Annotated in this window: 10 protein-coding genes and 1 pseudogene; 1 reads left to right on the top strand and 10 read right to left on the bottom strand. The window is 66.2% G+C overall.

Going from position 1 to position 17,146, the window contains the following annotated elements; genetic code table 11:
• Window positions 1-773 (top strand): dihydrolipoyllysine-residue succinyltransferase (sucB, locus tag CKO27_RS18050; RefSeq protein WP_200376317.1); only part of this gene is annotated, 773 nt, incomplete at its 5' end.
• Window positions 774-922: 149 nt separating this feature from the next.
• Here the strand turns inward: sucB and CKO27_RS18055 are convergent.
• From CKO27_RS18055 to CKO27_RS18100, 10 genes and pseudogenes are all read right to left on the bottom strand, one after another.
• Window positions 923-1,162: a hypothetical protein gene (locus tag CKO27_RS18055; RefSeq protein WP_200376318.1), complete on the bottom strand. Its 240-nt coding sequence runs from the start codon at window positions 1,160-1,162 to the stop codon at window positions 923-925.
• Between the two features lie 46 nt (window positions 1,163-1,208).
• A pseudogene (locus CKO27_RS18060) lies at window positions 1,209-1,735 on the bottom strand (RES family NAD+ phosphorylase).
• Complete coding sequence (locus CKO27_RS18065) at window positions 1,732-2,100, bottom strand: DNA-binding protein (protein WP_200376319.1); 369 nt, start codon at window positions 2,098-2,100, stop codon at window positions 1,732-1,734. Before CKO27_RS18065 ends, CKO27_RS18060 begins: the two are co-directional and overlap by 4 nt.
• 897 nt (window positions 2,101-2,997) lie before the next feature.
• Window positions 2,998-6,159 (bottom strand): efflux RND transporter permease subunit, encoded by a 3,162-nt coding sequence (locus CKO27_RS18070; protein ID WP_200376320.1) that lies wholly within the window; start codon window positions 6,157-6,159, stop codon window positions 2,998-3,000.
• A complete protein-coding gene (locus CKO27_RS18075) occupies window positions 6,156-7,379 on the bottom strand; it encodes an efflux RND transporter periplasmic adaptor subunit (protein ID WP_200376321.1) in 1,224 nt (407 codons plus the stop codon). Before CKO27_RS18075 ends, CKO27_RS18070 begins: the two co-directional genes overlap by 4 nt.
• 218 nt (window positions 7,380-7,597) lie before the next feature.
• Window positions 7,598-8,041: an HIT domain-containing protein gene (locus CKO27_RS18080; protein ID WP_200376322.1), complete on the bottom strand. Its 444-nt coding sequence runs from the start codon at window positions 8,039-8,041 to the stop codon at window positions 7,598-7,600.
• Window positions 8,038-11,652, bottom strand: coding sequence for an EAL domain-containing protein (locus CKO27_RS18085; protein ID WP_200376323.1), 3,615 nt, complete (start codon window positions 11,650-11,652; stop codon window positions 8,038-8,040). Before CKO27_RS18085 ends, CKO27_RS18080 begins: the two co-directional genes overlap by 4 nt.
• Before the next feature lie 115 nt (window positions 11,653-11,767).
• Window positions 11,768-12,403 (bottom strand): YfiR family protein, encoded by a 636-nt coding sequence (locus CKO27_RS18090; protein WP_200376324.1) that lies wholly within the window; start codon window positions 12,401-12,403, stop codon window positions 11,768-11,770.
• A 19-nt stretch (window positions 12,404-12,422) separates the two neighbouring features.
• Entirely contained in the window at window positions 12,423-14,417 is a 1,995-nt protein-coding gene (locus CKO27_RS18095; RefSeq protein ID WP_200376325.1) for a TonB-dependent receptor plug domain-containing protein, read from the bottom strand.
• Window positions 14,418-14,449: 32 nt separating this feature from the next.
• Window positions 14,450-16,762: a hybrid sensor histidine kinase/response regulator gene (locus tag CKO27_RS18100; protein ID WP_200376326.1), complete on the bottom strand. Its 2,313-nt coding sequence runs from the start codon at window positions 16,760-16,762 to the stop codon at window positions 14,450-14,452.
• Window positions 16,763-17,146 lie beyond the last annotated feature (384 nt).

Consider the following 17,146-nt stretch of genomic DNA (forward strand, 5'->3'; position numbering starts at 1 on the left):
CCAGCGATCCCGAGACGATCGCCCCGTCCCCTCCCCTCCCGCCACCGGCCCCGAGCCTCAGCGGCGAGGCCGGTCGCCCCGAGCAGCGCGTGCCCATGACCCGCCTGCGCGCGCGCATCGCCGAGCGTCTGGTCCAGGCCCAGCAGAACGCCGCCCTGCTGACCACCTTCAACGAGGTCAATCTCACGGCGATCCTGGCCTTGCGCGACAAGTACAAGGACGCCTTCGAGCAGCGCCACGGCGTGCGGCTCGGTTTCATGTCCTTCTTCGTCAAGGCCGCCATCGAGGCCCTGCAACGCTTCCCGGTGGTGAACGCCACGGTCGACGGCACCGACATCCTCTACCACGGCTACTACGACATCGGCATCGCCGTCAGCTCCCCGCGCGGGCTGGTGGTGCCGATCCTGCGCAACTGCGACCAGCTCGCCATGGCCGACATCGAGCAGGGCATCGCCGACTTCGGACGCAAGGCCAACGACGGCACGCTCAGCTACGAGGAACTCACCGGCGGCACCTTCTCCATCACCAACGGCGGGGTCTTCGGCTCGCTGCTCTCCACGCCGATCCTCAATCCGCCGCAGAGCGCCATTCTCGGCATGCACAAGATCCAGGAGCGCCCGATCGTCGAGAACGGCCAGATCGTCGCCGCCCCCATGATGTATCTGGCCCTGACCTACGACCACCGCCTCATCGACGGACGCGAGGCGGTGCAGTTCCTGGTCACCATCAAGGAGGCGCTGGAGGATCCGGCGCGGTTGGTGTTGCGGGTCTAGATCGGCGCGGTTCGTGGCCCATCCACCCCGCCCCTCGGGCGGGGCAGGGACGCGCCCGGGCGCGCACGTCCTCGGCATCAGGACGCGAAGTCCACGGTCGCCTGGCTGGACGCGCCCGGGCGCGCACGTCATCGGACTCGTTCGCCGTGTCATCGGCGGCGGTGTCGGCCCCTCGGCCAGGACGCACAATCCGAACAACCGTCCCGCCGGGTGCCAAGCGTCTTGGTGAAAGCCTCATCGACGCGCGCCGCGCGGATGTTCTCCAGCTCATGCGCCGGCCCCGAAATGTCGTGGTACGTGACGATAGCCTTCATCAGGCGCTCATACTGCCACAGGCGCGGCAGGCAGCGGCCCAGCAAACGTTGGACCTCGCGCTGTTGTGTCTGCACGTCCCCATCGTTCATGGCGGGCTGGAAACCGACAACCTGAGGGAGATCATCGCGTCCAACTGGACATGTCCTGGGGAAGTCGCCCGTCGGGATCGTTGACGGTGACTGAATTGCCATCCTTGAGCCGGTCTGAGTAAACGACGACGTTGGTTCCACCCTCGTGCGCCTGGCTCGGAAAGAGGATGCCGGTGTAGCCATGGGTCAGCACCATGTCGCCGAGAACCCAGGTTGGGGGCTCGATGTGCCGCTCGAACTTCAGGTGACGCCAGTCCTCGCGCCAGTCATGCCATAGATCGTCCCAGGGGGCGCCGTCGTGGAGCTGGCGCAGGTCGACCAGATCATGCAGGGCCACGGTGTACGAGCACATCGTGCAGGGTGGAGGAAGGGCGAGGTCTGCTGATATTCGCGCAAGGCGGTCACCTCATCCAGCGATAGGTACAGCGCCTCCACGCCTTCCCGGTTGAAGCGCCCCCCTCGGAGTGCGGCGCCGGCGCCGCTGGTGGGCCGGCTGGCCCACTGTGGGGTATGCGCCCGGAATAACGTGGTGCCGGGGGGCAGGTCGACCAGGATCATCCGACGAAGCCGGCGCCGATTGACTCCAGATAGCCGATCGCATCCTCGGTCCGGCCTTCCTGTACCAACTGCAACAGGGTCTTGTGTCGAAACGCTGGAATGGGCTCGTTCTTGACCAGGAAGACGGCGCGTTGCGGGTCCGGCTGTACCGCCGTGGCGGCCGACAACAGGCGCATCAGGTCACGCAGTGCGGATTGCAGTCTTGGCGATTCCGGGTGGGTGCGCAGGGTGTTGCGATGGACCCCCGCCAGCTCGGCCAGATCCTGCTGTTGCAGGCCGAGGATGTCGGCGACGCCCGATGCCGAGAACCGCGACGTACCAGGTTCCCGCGTCGCTTCGAGCACCTCCGCGAAGATGACGGCCATGGCGTTTCTCCTGAGAGCGCATAGACGAGATGCACATTCTACGCACAGTATAGGCATCGCTCAAGTCGCCGCCCGTTCAGCGGCCCGCCGGGACAGGTCAGTCGCCTGCTCTAGGGCGTGTCATCAATTGTCTTCGTAGTGGGATCGTCCGCCCGGCCACCGCTCCAAGGTTGGATCGACGCGCTCGACGCGGATGTCGCGCGACATCCTTGTAGGGGCGAATGAATTCGCCCCTACAACCCGGCATTCGGCTCCAGGGATGGAGGGATCCTTGGTCTCCGGGCTCATCCCTCACAACGAGAATTGATGACACGCCCTAAGTGTCAACCAGCCTGCCTGGCGTTCCCGTGGGCGCTTCGGGTTGGCTCCGCCGCCTGGCAGGTCGCGATGACTCGGTGCACGCGATCAGCGATCTCCATGGCCGTGGCGAGGTCCGTATAAGAGGACTCGTCCAGCTCATGGGAGGAATGATCCTGGCACGGCGGACTCATCATTGACTGCAAGAGTTGGAGGGGTGTGGGTGCCTGCCGACAGAGCGTCGGCATGGTCGTGGGAACGAGAGTTAAACGCGGGGTATTGGCTTGGTGGCTCCGATTCACGGGTATTCCCCTGGGATATTGATCGTACCCTTCCCAAGCCAAATCCAGGCCAAGTTCAAAATAACTTTTATAACAATGATTTAATCACTGGAATCCTCGGGCGACGACGGATTCCCGTCGCTGATGCGAACCGGCCGCCAGAAATCCGTCGCTCTCCTGCTCACACTCGGAGAGTCTTGGGTCTTGAGCCTCGGAGCGTACAGGATGGGCAGCGCTGCGCTCTGCCCATCCTACGCCGCTTGTGTCTTAAGCACCGAGAGTGGAGCACTACCCTATGTTTCTCTCCGAACCAGGACGCTCATTCCCCGGACCGCGCCGGGGCTTGAGCCGCCTGTCCCGTGGCGATCGGGTCGGCGGGTTGGCCATGCCACTTCTCGCGCAACCGCTGGAAGACGACATAGAGCATGGGGATCAGGAAGATCCCGATCAGCGAGGCCGCCAGCATCCCACCAAACACGGCCGTTCCGACCCCGCGCTGACTGGCCTCTCCCGCGCCGCTGGCGATGATGAGCGGAACCAGACCCAGGATGAAGGCGAAGCTGGTCATGAGCACCGCTCGGATACGCAGCCGGGCGGCGTTGGTGGCGGCCTCTAGGATCGACTTGCCTCCGGCGCGTTCGGCCATGGCGAACTCGACGATGAGGATGGCGTTCTTGCTCGCCAGTCCGATCAACACCACGATGCCGACCTGGGCGTAGAGGTCGTTGGGCAGTTGGGCGATCAACAGCGCCGTCATGGCCCCGAGCACGCCGATGGTGACCGACAGCAGCACCGCCGCCGGCATCGACCAGCTCTCGTAGAGGGCGACCAGGAAGAGATAGGCGAAGAGCACCGCCAGCCCGAGCACGATAGGCGTCTTGCCGCCGGCCTCCTTCTCCTGGAAGGCGGTGCCGGTCCACTCGAAGCCGTAGCCGCTCGGCAGGGTACTGGCGGAAAGGGCCTCCATCGCGACCAGCGCGTCGCCCGAGCTGCGCCCCGGTGCCGGCCCGCCCTGGAGCGTGACGGCCCGATAGTTGTTGTAGCGCTGGAGCAACTGGGGTCCGAGGATGAGTTCCGGGGACATGAGGGCGCGGATGGGGATCATCTCGCCCTCGCTGTTGCGTACATGGATGCGGTAGACGTCCTCGAACTGCTCGCGATCCATCTCCTCGCCCTGGATCTTGACCTGCCAGACACGCCCGAATTTATTGAAGTCGTTGACGTAGTAACCGCCCAGCGTGGCCTGGAGCGCGGTGAAGATATCGCTGATTTTGACCCCCAGGGTCTGCGCCTTCTCGCGGTCGAAGTCGAGATAGATCTGGGGGTTGTTGGTCGCCCAGGTCGAGAAGACCCGCGCCAGCGCCGGATCCTGATTGGCGGCCAGCACCATGGCGCGCATGACGGCGGCCAGTTCCTCGGGCGGACGGCCCTGGAGATCCTCGAGCAGATACTCGAAACCGCCGCCGGTTCCCAGGCCGATGATGGGCGGCAGGTTGAAGGGCATGACCCGCGCGCTCGGGATCCCGGCGGTCTCGACCGCGACCCGCCGGATGACGGCATTGACCTTGAGATCCGGCGTCGGGCGTTCCTCGAACGGCTTGAGCCGGCCGATGAGAATGGCGCTGTTGGACTGGATGCTGCCATCCAGGATGCTGTAGCCGGGCACCGTGAGCACATGGGCGATCGCCGGATCCTTCATGACCAACTGCTCGATCTGCTTGACGACCTCCAGAGTGCGATTGACCGAGGCGCCCTCGGGCAACTGGATCTGGGCCATGAAGGCGCCCTGATCCTCTTCCGGGAGGAAGCCGGTCGGGGTGATCTGGAACAGCCAGCCGGTCGCGGCACCGGCACCGGCCACCAGGAGCAGCACCAGCAACGAGAAGCGCACCAGACGCCGGACGATGGCGGCATAGCCGTCGCGCACCCGATCGATGCCGCCCATCACATAGCGCATGGGGCCGCGTTTGTGGTGGGTCGGCTTGAGCAGGATGGCGCAGAGCGCGGGCGACAGGGTGAGCGCGTTGATCGCCGAGATCAGCATGGCGAAGGCGACCACGGCCGCGAACTGCTGGAACAACTGCCCGGTGATGCCGGGGATGAAGGCGACCGGCAGGAACACCGAGAGCAGCACCAGGGTGATGGCGATGATGGGTCCGGTGATCTGGCCCATCGCCTTTTTCGACGCCTCGCGCGGCGACAGCCCCTCCTCTTCCATGAGCCGCTCGACGTTCTCAACCACCACGATGGCGTCATCGACCACGATACCGATGGCGAGCACCACCGCGAGCAGCGAGATGGTATTGGCCGAGAAGCCAATCGAGAGCAGGAAGGCGAAGGTGCCGACTAGGGCCACGGGCACGGCGATCAAGGGGATCAGGGTCGCGCGCCAACTGCCGAGAAAGAGGAAGACCACCAGGATGACCAGGACGAAGGCTTCGAAGAGGGTATGGACGACCTTCTCCAGACTCGCCTTCACGAAATCCGTGGTGTCGTAGACGATGGTGTAGTCCATGTCATCCGGAAAGCGCTCCGAGAGCTTTTCCATCGCCGCCTTGATGCCGTCGCCGACCGCCACCGCGTTGGCGCCCGGAGCCAGATAGATGGCCATGCCGGCGGTGTCCCGGCCGTCGAGACGGCTGACCGAATCCGACTGCTTGGCGCCCAGTTCCACCCGCCCGACGTCCCTCACCAGCACCGTCGAGCCGTCCGGGTTGGCGCGCACCACGATGTCCTCGAACTCCGCTACATCGCTCAGCCGGCCCTGGGTCTGAAGGGTGATCTGGAACTGCTGATCCGGGGTCATGGGCTGGGCGCCGATGCGCCCGACCGCCGCCTGGACGTTCTGGCTCTGGATGGCGGCGATCACATCCGATGGAGTGAGATTGAGCGCCGTGAGTCGGTCCGAATCCAGCCAGATACGCATGCTGTAGTCGAGCGGCCCGAACTGGGAGACCTCGCCGACGCCCGGCACCCGCGCCAGGGTGTCGATGACATTGATGGCCGCGTAGTTGCTCAGGAAGAGCGCGTCATAGGCGCCCTTGGGCGAGGAGATGGCCACCACCTGGAGCATGGCGGTGGACTTCTTCTTGACCGTGAGCCCCTGACGCTTGACCTCCTCGGGGAGCTGGGCCATCGCCAGGTTGGCGCGGTTCTGGACATTGACCGTGTTGATGTCGGGATCGGTCCCCAGCGCGAAGGTGACGTTGAGCGAATAGCTGCCGTCGTTGGCGCTGGTCGACTTCATGTAAAGCATCTTGTCGACGCCGTTGATCCTAGACTCGATCGGCTGGGCGATGGTCGACTCGACCACGGCGGCGCTGGCGCCTGGATAGGCGGCGGTCACCGAGACCTGGGGCGGGACGATGTCCGGGAACTGGGCGACCGGGATCTGGGTGATGGCGATCAGACCAGCCAGGGTAATGACGACCGAGATGACGATCGAGAGCCGGGGCCGGTCGATGAAGATATCGGAGATCATGACGCGGCGCCCCCGCCGACCGCCGGGGCGGGCGTGGCCTTGACCGCCTGACCCGGCTTGACCTTCTGAATGCCCTCGCTGATGACCAGTTCGCCCTCCGCGAGCCCCTGGGTCACGACGATATTCGCCCCCTTGCTCGGGCCGGTCTGGATGCGGCGCATCCGGGCCTTGCTCTCGGCATCGACGACCAGCACGAAGACGCCCTGCTGATCGACCTGCATCGCCGATTGCGGGATCAGGATCGCCGACTCGGGCTCACCGCTGCTCACCACCAGGCTGGTGTACTGGCCATCCACCAGGATGCCGTCCGGGTTCGGAAGCTCGGCACGCAGGGTCACCGAATCGGTTCCCCGATCGGTCGTCACGTCGACGAAATCCAGGTGTCCCTCATGCGGATAGAACTGACCGTCCGAGAGCCGCGCCCGCACCGCGACCTTATGGATGTCGCCGCCCTTGGCCTTGACCTGGTTGCGCGCCGCGAGCAGCTCGCGCTGGGTCACCGGGAATTGGATATAGATGGGATCGCGGCTGACGATGGTCGCCAGGACGCCGGAGGACGGGCTGACCAGGTTGCCGACCGTCAGGCTCGCGAGCCCGATGCGGCCCGCGACCGGGGCGATGATCCGGGTGTAGCCCAGATCCAGTTCGGCCGCCTTGAGGGCCGCCTCCGCCTGGGCGATGCTGGCCTTGGCGACCGAGGCCGCCGCCTGCAATTCATCGACCTTGGCCTTGGCGATGTTCTTCTGGACCAGCAACTCCTGGCCGCGCTTGAGCTGGGCGTCCGCGTTCTGGTAATCGGCCTTGGCCTTTTCCACATCGGCCTGGCGCTGATCGACCACCGACTGATATTGGTCGGGCTCGATGACGAAGAGTACATCGCCAACCTTAACGGACTGCCCCTCCGTGAAGCGCCGCTCCTTGAGGAAGCCCTCCACCCGTGCCCGCAGTTCGACCCGATTCAGCGCGACCACCCGGCCGACGAACTTGGCCTCTTCCTCGATGGTCCGCGCCTCGGCCTTGACCGCCACCACGGCCGGCGGCGGGGTCTCGCGCGCGGGGGCTTGCTCGGCCCGCTCGCAACCCGAGAGCGCCAGCGCCAGTCCCGCGAGCAGCACAAACGCGCACGCGCGGCGGGGAAATGGGAGAGACAGGGAATCGCGACAGGAGAGCGCGCGTGGCAGCGACGCCTGGGGTTCCAACAGGACGGCCTGGGGTGACATCTGAGATCCTCGTCGAATTGAGCGGCGGGCTCATGCTAGCTCAAAAGCCTTCGGGAATGGACAAAGCCGTGCTGTTCGCGCGGGGTGGCCGATGGGCACACCCGTGGGAGCGGCTTGCCGCCGCGAGAAACCTCGCGTCGGCGCTCATCGCGGCTAAAAGCCGCTCCCACGAAATCCTATCGGCGTCCGCGCCTACCCGCCCGACCCATCGCCCCACCTCAGGATCCAAAGGTCTGACCAAGCTCCTGGCGCACACGCTCCAGCAGATGCTCGACCTCCTCGGTCTGGTAGTCGCGGCGCTCCTGACGGCCCCAAACGGGCGCGGGCCAGTAAACATCCTGTCGATAGCGGCAGATCAGATGGATGTGGAGTTGGGGGACCAGGTTGCCGAGGGTCGCGATGTTAAGTTTGTGCGGCCGGTACTCGCGCTCCAGGAAATCGCACACCAGATCCATTTCGTCGCGGATCCGACGGCGCCGCTCCGGTTCCAGACGATGTAGTTCCAGCTCCCGCGTCATGGGCACCAGGATGAGCCAGGGAACCAGGGCGTTGTTCATCAGGAGCAGCAGACTCTCCTGGGACGCACCCAGCGGCCAGGTGTCGGCCTTGAGCCGTTCGTGCGGCTCGAAGTCGCGTGGGCCTTGGGATCCGGTTGATTTCATGCGTTGACCCTCGTTTCGGAGACCGACGAATAGACGGCCTTGGCGCCCGGAACGCGATGGCCCCGGAGCAAATAGGTCTGGATCCGATCCGCGGCGAGCGGGCGCGCGAACAGATAACCCTGCACCGCCAGACATCCCTCGCGAACCAGGAATCGATACTGCTCCTCGGTCTCCACCCCCTCGGCCACGACCTCCAGCCCGAGCCCGTTCGCCAGCGAGATGATGGTCCTCACCACCGTGTCACTCGGAGAAGCACCGCCGATAGCATGGACGAAGCTACGGTCGATTTTCAGGGTATCGATAGGGAGGTGCTGAAGATAGGCCAGCGAGGAATAGCCGGTGCCGAAGTCGTCGATGGCGATCCGCAGCCCCTGGGCGCGCAGCCGGGCCAGTGTATCGATCAGGTAGGCATCCTGATCGAGCAGCAGGCTCTCCGTGATTTCCAGTTGGATCGAGCGCGGCGGCAGCCCGCGCGCGACGTCCAGCAGATGCTCGACCAACCCCCACTGACTGAACTGACGCGCCGACAGATTGAGGGATACGCCGAGCGACAGACCCTGACGCGACCAGAGGCCAAGCTGGCGTCCGACCTCGTCGATGACCCAGGCGCCGAGCGGCAGGATCAGACCCGATTCCTCCGCGACCTGGATGAATGAATCCGGACCGATCAATCCACGCTCGGGATCCAGCCAGCGCAGCAGCGCCTCCACGAACAGGGTCTCTCCGGTCTCGACATGGACGATCGGCTGGTAGTCGAGGACGAATTCGCCGCGCTCCAGCGCCCGGCGCAGGCGCGCCTCGATATCGAGCTTGCGCGAGGCGGCCTCGCCCATGGCGGGGGTGAACACCCGGTAGGTGTTGCGACCCTTGAGCTTGGCGACATACATGGCCGTATCGGCGTGCTTGAGCAGGATCTCGGCGCTATCGCCATGTTCCGGACAGAGCGCGATGCCGACGGACAGGGTGCAGACGATGCTGTGAGGCGCGATATCGAAGGGCTCGCGGAACCGATGGATGACCCGCTCGGCGACCAGGCGGGCGATCCGGCCCGCCTCCTCGCCGCTCAGGAGCACCGTCAGTTCGTCCCCGCCCAGTCGGGCGACGGTCTTGAACAGCGTGCCCTCGCGGATGTTCTCGGCCCGCGTGACCTCGTCCACGGCGGCCTCGAGACGCGCGGCCGCGCCCCGCAGCAGTTCGTCGCCAATGCCGTGACCCAATGAGTCGTTGATCCGCTTGAACTGATCCAGGTCGAGAAACAGCACCGCCACGGGATCGTCGCGACGACTGGCGCGCTTGAGCGCTTCGGCCAGATCCTGATTGAACTGTTGCCGGTTGGCCAGACCGGTCAGCCCATCGCGATAGGCCAGATGCTGGATCACCCGCTGGCGCCGACGCCGTTCGCTGATATCGCGAAGCAGGATGATGACCTGATCGGCGTCGATGGCGATGAAACGCGCGTCGAACGCCAGGGTTTCCTGATCGCCATCGGGGCGTTCCAACTCGATCTCCCGGATCGAACGATCCTCGAGCGAGGCCGCGATCTCCTGCCTGACCACCGCGCAGATGGATGGCGGCAGCAGTTGCGAGATCTCGGTCACGCTCGCCTCCGGCCTGTCGCCGAGGCCCCGGAGCACCCGTCCCGGCTTGAAATGCAGGATGCGACCCTGGCGATCGACCCGCAGCAAGGCATCCGGGATCGCGGAAATCAGCGCGCCCTGCCGGGCCTCGCTGCGATGCAGGGCGGCGAGCGTCGCGTGGCCGCGCAGCAGATAGCGAATACGGTGGACCAGCAGTGACCAGTTGAGCGGCTTGGCGAGAAAATCGGTCGCGCCGGCTTCATAGGCACGTTCGATGGATTCGATGTCGTCGAGTCCGGTGACCATGAGGATTGGAATCAGGGCGAATTGCGGCTCGGCACGCAGCCGCCGACAGGTCTCGAAACCGTCCATGCCGGGCATCATGACATCCAGCACCACCAGATCCGGAGACCTCTGGCGCACGGCTTCCAGCGCCTCTTGACCGCTCAGGCATCCGACGCACTCGAAACCGAAGAGATCGAGGCTGGAATCAGCCAGCGGATGCATCACCCTGTCGTCGTCGACGATGAGGATCAGGGGTTTGCGCTCGGGCACGACCGGCCGGGTCTCGTCGGATCGGTCGGGATCCGGGAGGGCTCCATCCGATCCAGGGCCGCCACTCGGAACGACCAAAGGCCTTGAGACCTCCACGGGATCCAGCGAGCCCCCGTGGCCGGCGACGGCCTCGCGGCTCTCGCCATCGGCCCGCTCCGGCAGCGCCAGGGGCTGTGTCTCGGCCGGCTCGCTCGGCGGATCCTCGACCCCGGCTGGTCGACGACCGGCCGGGGTCGACCAGCGCCGCAGGGTCTCGCGCAGTTGGGACAAGGAGATCGGTTTGGCCAGATAGTCGTCCATGCCCGCGGCCAGGCAGCGCTCCCGATCCCCGGTCATGGCGTGAGCGGTCAGGGCGATCACGGGCAGACGCCTGGCCGTGGCCGCGGAATCGCGCGCGCGGATCCGGCGGGTCGCCTCGTAGCCATCGAGGCGCGGCATCTGGCAATCCATGAGGATCAGATCGAAGGGCTCGCGCGCGCTGGCCTCGATCGCCGCCCGCCCATCGCACACCAGCGTGGTCCGGCATCCCAACTGCCGGAGCATGGCCTCCGCGAGCTCCCGGTTCACCGGATTGTCCTCGGCGACCAGAACCCTGAGCTCCAGCGCCTCGCTCCGACCCACGATCCCCGGCGTCTCGGGCCAGTCGCCCGGCGTAACGGCCGGTCCCGCTGGATCCGCCGGACAGTCGCGATCCGCGACCTCGCCCCCGAGCCCTTGTCGAGGCTGGACCAGCCGTTGGTCGCGCCCTCCCAAACGCCCCAGCATGTCGTTGAACCCGGCGATCAGACGGCCGATGTCGTCCTCCGCGCCCGGCGCCGCGCCGAGGCGGTAATCCGGCTCGCTGGTGACCGGCTCCATGACCGCCAGGAGCCGCGACATGGGCGCGCCGACACGGTGCTGGAGCGGCTCGGACAGGAGACGCGCCAGCGTGGCGGCCGACACCAGGATCCCCAGCAACAGCCAGGGAGTCGAGCGCGGATCGGCGTGGAACCCGACCAGCGCGGCCTCGACCGCCAGCGAGCCGATCCGCTCGCCATCGGAGAGGATGGGCACGGCGTACTGGAGCGTCCGGTCCGTGAAGCGATGGCTTCCGCCGTCCTTGAGCAAGGCCGGAATCCAGTCGGGATGATCGCCCGGACTCGCGCGGGACGGCTCGTCCGAAACCGGCCACTCGGCGGGATGGATGGCGAGCAAGGCACCATCCGCGTCCATCAGCCAGCCGCGCCTGACATCCGGATCCGCCCGCAGCGCCTCCAGGAGTCGGACGGCGGTCTTCTCGTCACCGAATTCCAGCGCCAGGCTGGTGGTCCTGCCGATCGCCTGGGTCAGCACCGAAAAATGACTCACCAGGGCGTGGCGATACGCGATCGACCACAGGGCGAGCAGGGTCAGCATGACCAACAGGAGCGACACCAGGGCCGCCGCCACGAGGATGCGCCGAGGCTTGCGGCTGATGGCATTGGGTGGTTGCAGGTTCATGGCGTGGAATCCAAACCGTCGATGAGCATCCCGGACTCGCCGGGGCTTGGCCTTCCTTGAGACGATCGCGCCGGCCGCGGCTGGAGCGACGCCGGTCGGGGGTTCCGGAAAGCGGTCATTGGGATGATGGCGCGTCCTTGTCGAGGATCAGGGTTGAGAGTCGCAGCAGCTTCGAGCTCAATCGAATGCCAACACGCGCGAGCGCCGCGCGATTGATGAAGGTCCGCAAGCGGCCCCCTCGACGAACCAGACCGATCATCCCACCCCGGCTGGCGAAAGTCTCGGAATCACCGACCGTCAGCACGGGCCTTCCGCTCAGTTGTTCGAACATGGCCGGCACCAGATGCTGGAACCCATGATCGACATACAGTAGATGACAGGGCTCCCAGCGCGCTGGATCCTCCCCCACCGCCACCAGCTCCAGGGTGCGTCCACCCAGCGTCTCTGCCGTCAGAACCCGCTCCAGATTGAGGAGAAGCCCGCGATTGCCCGCCACGCAATAGCGAATGGGGCTGCTGGACGAGGCGAAGGCGGTCGGTGGCCACTCGACGAAGGCGGCGAAGTTGTAGAGATAGACGGCCCGGACCTCCAGCTCCGCGAACGTCTCCGCCGCGCCCATCGCGCCGCCGGGCAGACTCAACCAGAGGCCCAGGAAGGCCAAGCCCCGGAGGCGAGCGGCTCGGGTCGTCTGGCCAGGCCGCCTGGGTTCCCTCGCCCGCCAGGACACTCGCCCGCGTCTCTTTCGTTCCATGAATCGCCATCCCTGGATGTCAGTATGTGAATTCGACCCGCAGCAGAATTTCCCGAGCGATCTCGTGCGGTGTGCTCCCCAGCGTCTCCACGCCGTATTCCAGATGGGACGGGGACAGCAGGTTGCGCCCGACCAGGGCCAGGGTCAGGCGAGGGTCCAGCCGCCAGGCCAGTCGGGCATCCAGCTCCCCATAGGCGTCCACGTCGAAATCCGGCAGTTGGTCGACGAAGCGAAGATAGAGATCCAACTCCAGGTCATGGCGCGGATCGACACCGACGCGCAGCCCGGCCTGCTGTCGCGGATAGCGTCCGGCGAGCGCCACCCCCTCCGGATCGGTGCTGCCCGAGACCGGATTCAGATCCATCCCCATCAGCGAGTACCAGGCCTGGAGCCGCCAAGACGCGCCGGGGCGCCAATCGACCACCAGATCGAGACCATAGGTCCGTCCCTTCAGGAGATTGTCCGGCGTGACCGAGAGGATCCAGCGCGGAGAGGGATCGAGTTCCAGCCGTAAATCCGAGTATTCGAGCGTTCGCAACTGGTCATAGTCGTTATGGAACAGGGCCAGATCGATCCCCAGGACCGGTGCCGGCCGCCAACGATAACCAAGCTCGTAGGCGATCAGGCGCTCGCTGTTCATCCGATCCTCCCCCGTGAAGCGCGCGATCAGCGGCATCCACTGAGTATCGGGGCTCGCCGCCACGACCGTGCTCACCCCGACCAGGTCGTATTCGCCGCGCGAGGGGGTGCGCGCGGCGCGTGAGATCGCGGCCCAGAGCGTGGAGTCGGGTCGCGGATTCCAGCGCGCGCGCAGGCTGGGCTGAATCTCGAAACCGGTGAAGTCGTTGTGTTCCAGCTTGGTGCCCAGGGTGAGGTACCAGCGATCCGGCACCAGGGCGATCTCGTCCTGGACGAAGGCGCTGAACAGCTCGAAGGAACGCTCGGCGGGATCGGCGGCGCGAACCTCCGAGCCCTCGATGAGACTGCGATACCAGCGATAACCGAGGCCCAGGTTCAGGTCGTGCCGTCGCACCGGGGCGAAGCGGTGGCGATACTCGACCTCGAAGGTGTCCAGATCCTCCCGGATGGAGGCGTCGTCGGTGCTGGTCGCGGTCTCCATCTCGAAACGATCATGGGAGATCCGTAGCGTGTCGCCCGCGCCCGAATCGCGCGCGTGCTCCCATTGCAGCATCAGGTCGCTCCCATCGATCCAGGGATCGTGCGAATCGACCGAGAAGAGATCGCCCCAGAGGCTGAGATTGTCCGCGGGGGTCAAATCCCAGTCGCCACGAAACCCGACACGATCACCGGAGAGATCGTCCTTGTCCGAGCCGTCCGCCAACCCTTTTTGGGGCAGGCGATCCTCATGCTTGGCATAGAGCCGGAGATAGCCGGTCTCGCCGATCGCCCCGCCCTGACGCCCCGCCAGACCCCGTTCGCGATCGCCCGCGTAACCGGAAACGAGCGTCCCTTCCGTGCGCCCGGCGTGCTTGGTGATGACGTTGACCACGCCGTTGACCGCGTTGGCGCCCCAGGAAGAGGCCCCCGGACCGCGAATGACCTCGATGCGCTCGATGTCCTCCAGCAGGGTGTCGAAGGACTCCCAGAAGACCCCGGAAAACAGCGGCGTGTAGACGCTGCGACCATCGATCATGACCAGCAGCTTGTTGGCGAAGCGGCCATTGAAGCCGCGCGCGGTGATCGCCCACTCGGCGCTGTCCATGCGCGCCACGCTGAAGCCCGGCACCAGCCGCAACAGCGCGGGGATGCTGGTATAGCCGCTGCGGCGGATGTCCTCCTCGGTCAGCACGTAAACCGCCGCCGCGCTGTCGGCCAGCCGCTCCGGACGCTTGGAGACGATCGAGACCTGGAGATCGGCCAGTTCCTCCAGGCTCATGCCCTTGAGCTCCCCGAGGCTTCCGCCCGAGGCGGTGATCGGAAGGACGAGCATCAGGCCCATGGTGGGCAGGACGGGAGCCCTGGCGGGGGGAGTGGGAGTCAGTCGCGTCAACATCCAATCGGGGGCTCCATCGTTCAGTCTCGTACTCAGGCGCGACGCTCGCGGCGCAGCGCCTCGGCCAGGGATTCGAAATCCGCCTCCAGCCGAAGGATACACGTCTCGGAGTCCGGAACTCGACCCTCCGCGGCGAGCCGCTCCAGATCCCGGCAAGCCACGCTGAAATCCGTCGCGCCCAAATTCGCGGCCCCGGACTTGAGACGGTGCGCGGCCTCCTGGACGGCGCGCGGATCTCCCCGACCGAGGGATTGCCTGAGTTGCCTCAGGGTGACCGGCGTGTCGCTCAGGAAGAGGTCGATGATATAGGTCAGCAGATCCCGCTCACCCGGCTGCTGCAGGGACCGGATCTGCTCCAGCGCCGAGGCATCCAGCAACGAGCCGTCCGTCGCGGGGGCGCCCGCGGAGCGCCCGGCGGAACGTGCCGGCGGCTCGCCCTGGGGAAGGAAGCGCGCCACGACGCCCGCCAACTGCCGGCGGTTGAAGGGCTTGAGCAGGAAGCCATCCATCCCGAGCGCCAGGCATCTGGCCTGGGTCTCCTTCTGGACATCCGCGGTCAGGGCGACGATCGGCAGACGCCGGCGATCCGGCTCCCATTCGCGGATCAGCCGGGCCGCGTCGAATCCGTCCAGACCCGGCATGTGGCAGTCCATTAGAACCAGGTCGAAGCGCTCGGTCACGACCCGATCGTAGGCCGCAAGCCCATCGTCGACCAGGATGACCTCGCACCCGAGAGACTCGAGCATGCCCAGCGCCAACTGCTGATTCACCGGATTGTCCTCGGCCACCAGGACACGCCCCTTGAGGCGCGGACCGTCCGGGACGAGCGGACCGGATCCGGTCGCTCGGCCGATGGGCTCCGGATCCAACTCCAGGCGCGCGGTCAGAACGAAGGTGGAGCCCTCGCCGGGCCAGCTCTTGACCTGGATATCGCCGCCCATCAGACGCGCCAGTTTGCGCGAGATCGCCAGTCCCAGCCCGGAGCCTCCGAAACGGCGCGAGGTGGAGGTATCCGCCTGACTGAACTCCTCGAAGATGGTCTCGCGGGCCTCCTCCGCGATACCGATTCCGGTATCGCGGACCGAGCAGCGCAGCAGGATTCCGGCGTCCGCGAGTTGGTCCGACTCCAGCAGGATATCCACCCGCCCGCGCGCGGTGAATTTCACGGCGTTGCCGGCGAGGTTGAGCAGCACCTGGCGCAGGCGCGCGCCATCGCCGATCAGGGAGCGCGGAACCGAGGCCGCGCGCCGCGCGCCCAGTCCGATGCCCTTGCGACGCGCCTGCTCCTGGAGCACCTCCAGGACATCGTCGAGCACCTCTTGCGGATCGAACGCCACGCACTCCAGTTCCAGCCGGCCCGCCTCGATACGCGAGAAGTCCAGAATGTCGTTGATAATGTCCAGGAGATTGAGGACCGAGCGATGGGCCGAGCGCGCGAGTCGACGCTGCGGATCGGACAGATCCGTGTCCAGCAGCAGCTCGGTCATGCCGAGCACGCCGCTGATCGGGGTGCGGATCTCATGGCTCATGGTGGCCAGGAAGGACGACTTGGCCGAACTGGCCGACTCGGCCGCCTCCTTGGCGGCCTTGAGTTCGATCATCGCCTCGGCCAGGGCATCGTCGCGCTTGCGGATCTGTTCCAGCATGCCGTTGAACCCCTGGGTCAGGCGGCCCAGCTCGTCCTCGCCGAAGACACGCGCCCGTATTGTGTAGTCCCCCTCGCGCGAGACCTGATCCATGGTCCGCATCAGCGCCATCAACGGGCGCGAGAGCAGACGCTGAAGACCCGAGGCGAGCAGATAGGCCAGCAGCAGCGCGGGAGGCAACACCAGCGCGGCGATCATGAGCTGGCGCCGCGCGCTGGCCTCCAGCGGCGCCAGGTCGAAGCGCAGATCGATGAAACCGACCGGACGCGAGTCGACCCGGATTTCCTGGATGACCGAGAGGTGCCGGTCGTGGAAACGCGCCACGCCGGGGGTCGAATGCTCGAAGGATGTCTCGGCGATCTCGCGCAGACGCCACGGGTTGGCGTTCGCCCTGGTATAGGCGGCCAGCCGGTTGCCGTCCGGCTTGAGGATCCAGCCCGTCAGCACCTCGGGCTGCTCGCTCAGGGCGCCGAGGATCTCGTTGGCGGTCGAGGGATCGTCGAAGACCAGCGCGGCCGAGGCGTTGAGACCGATGACGCGCGTCAGCGCGGTCGCCGAGCCCACGAGGTTGGCGCGCTGCGCGCGATGCTCCGCGAGCATGTAGGTCAGGGTCGCCAGGACCAGGACCAGACTGGTGCTGGCGACCACCATGAGGATGATCTTGGTCTTGATGGGCAGACGACGGACGAAAGGGATCATCGACGTCCCATCACGACCAGCCGCTGGCCGGAGAAACGGCCGTCGCACCCGTCGCGGGCGAGCAAGGGAAAGGATGGACCAGTCGAGCGGCGCCCGACCGGATCAAGCGGCGCGGTCTGAAAGCGGATGGCGGCATGATCGAGAGTCGGTCGCCAGGAAACGGGCAGCGCGCGATGCTACGCCCGGAGGATCCGTCGATCAAGAAATGGACAGCCGGCGGGCGCCACCAGATGCGTACAGGCCCCGCTAGCCCGCAAGAAGTGAAACCCTCGGCCATGAACGGCGGGCGGCGAATCGCTGAGGGCTGACGGCTCTTTCTAGTTTCATCCAGATACGGCTCGCCAGGCGGGACAGGCAGGCGGTTTCCGAGAGACAATCAGCGGC

Source organism: Thiocystis violacea (genome assembly GCF_016583575.1).
Lineage (GTDB): Bacteria > Pseudomonadota > Gammaproteobacteria > Chromatiales > Chromatiaceae > Thiocystis > Thiocystis violacea.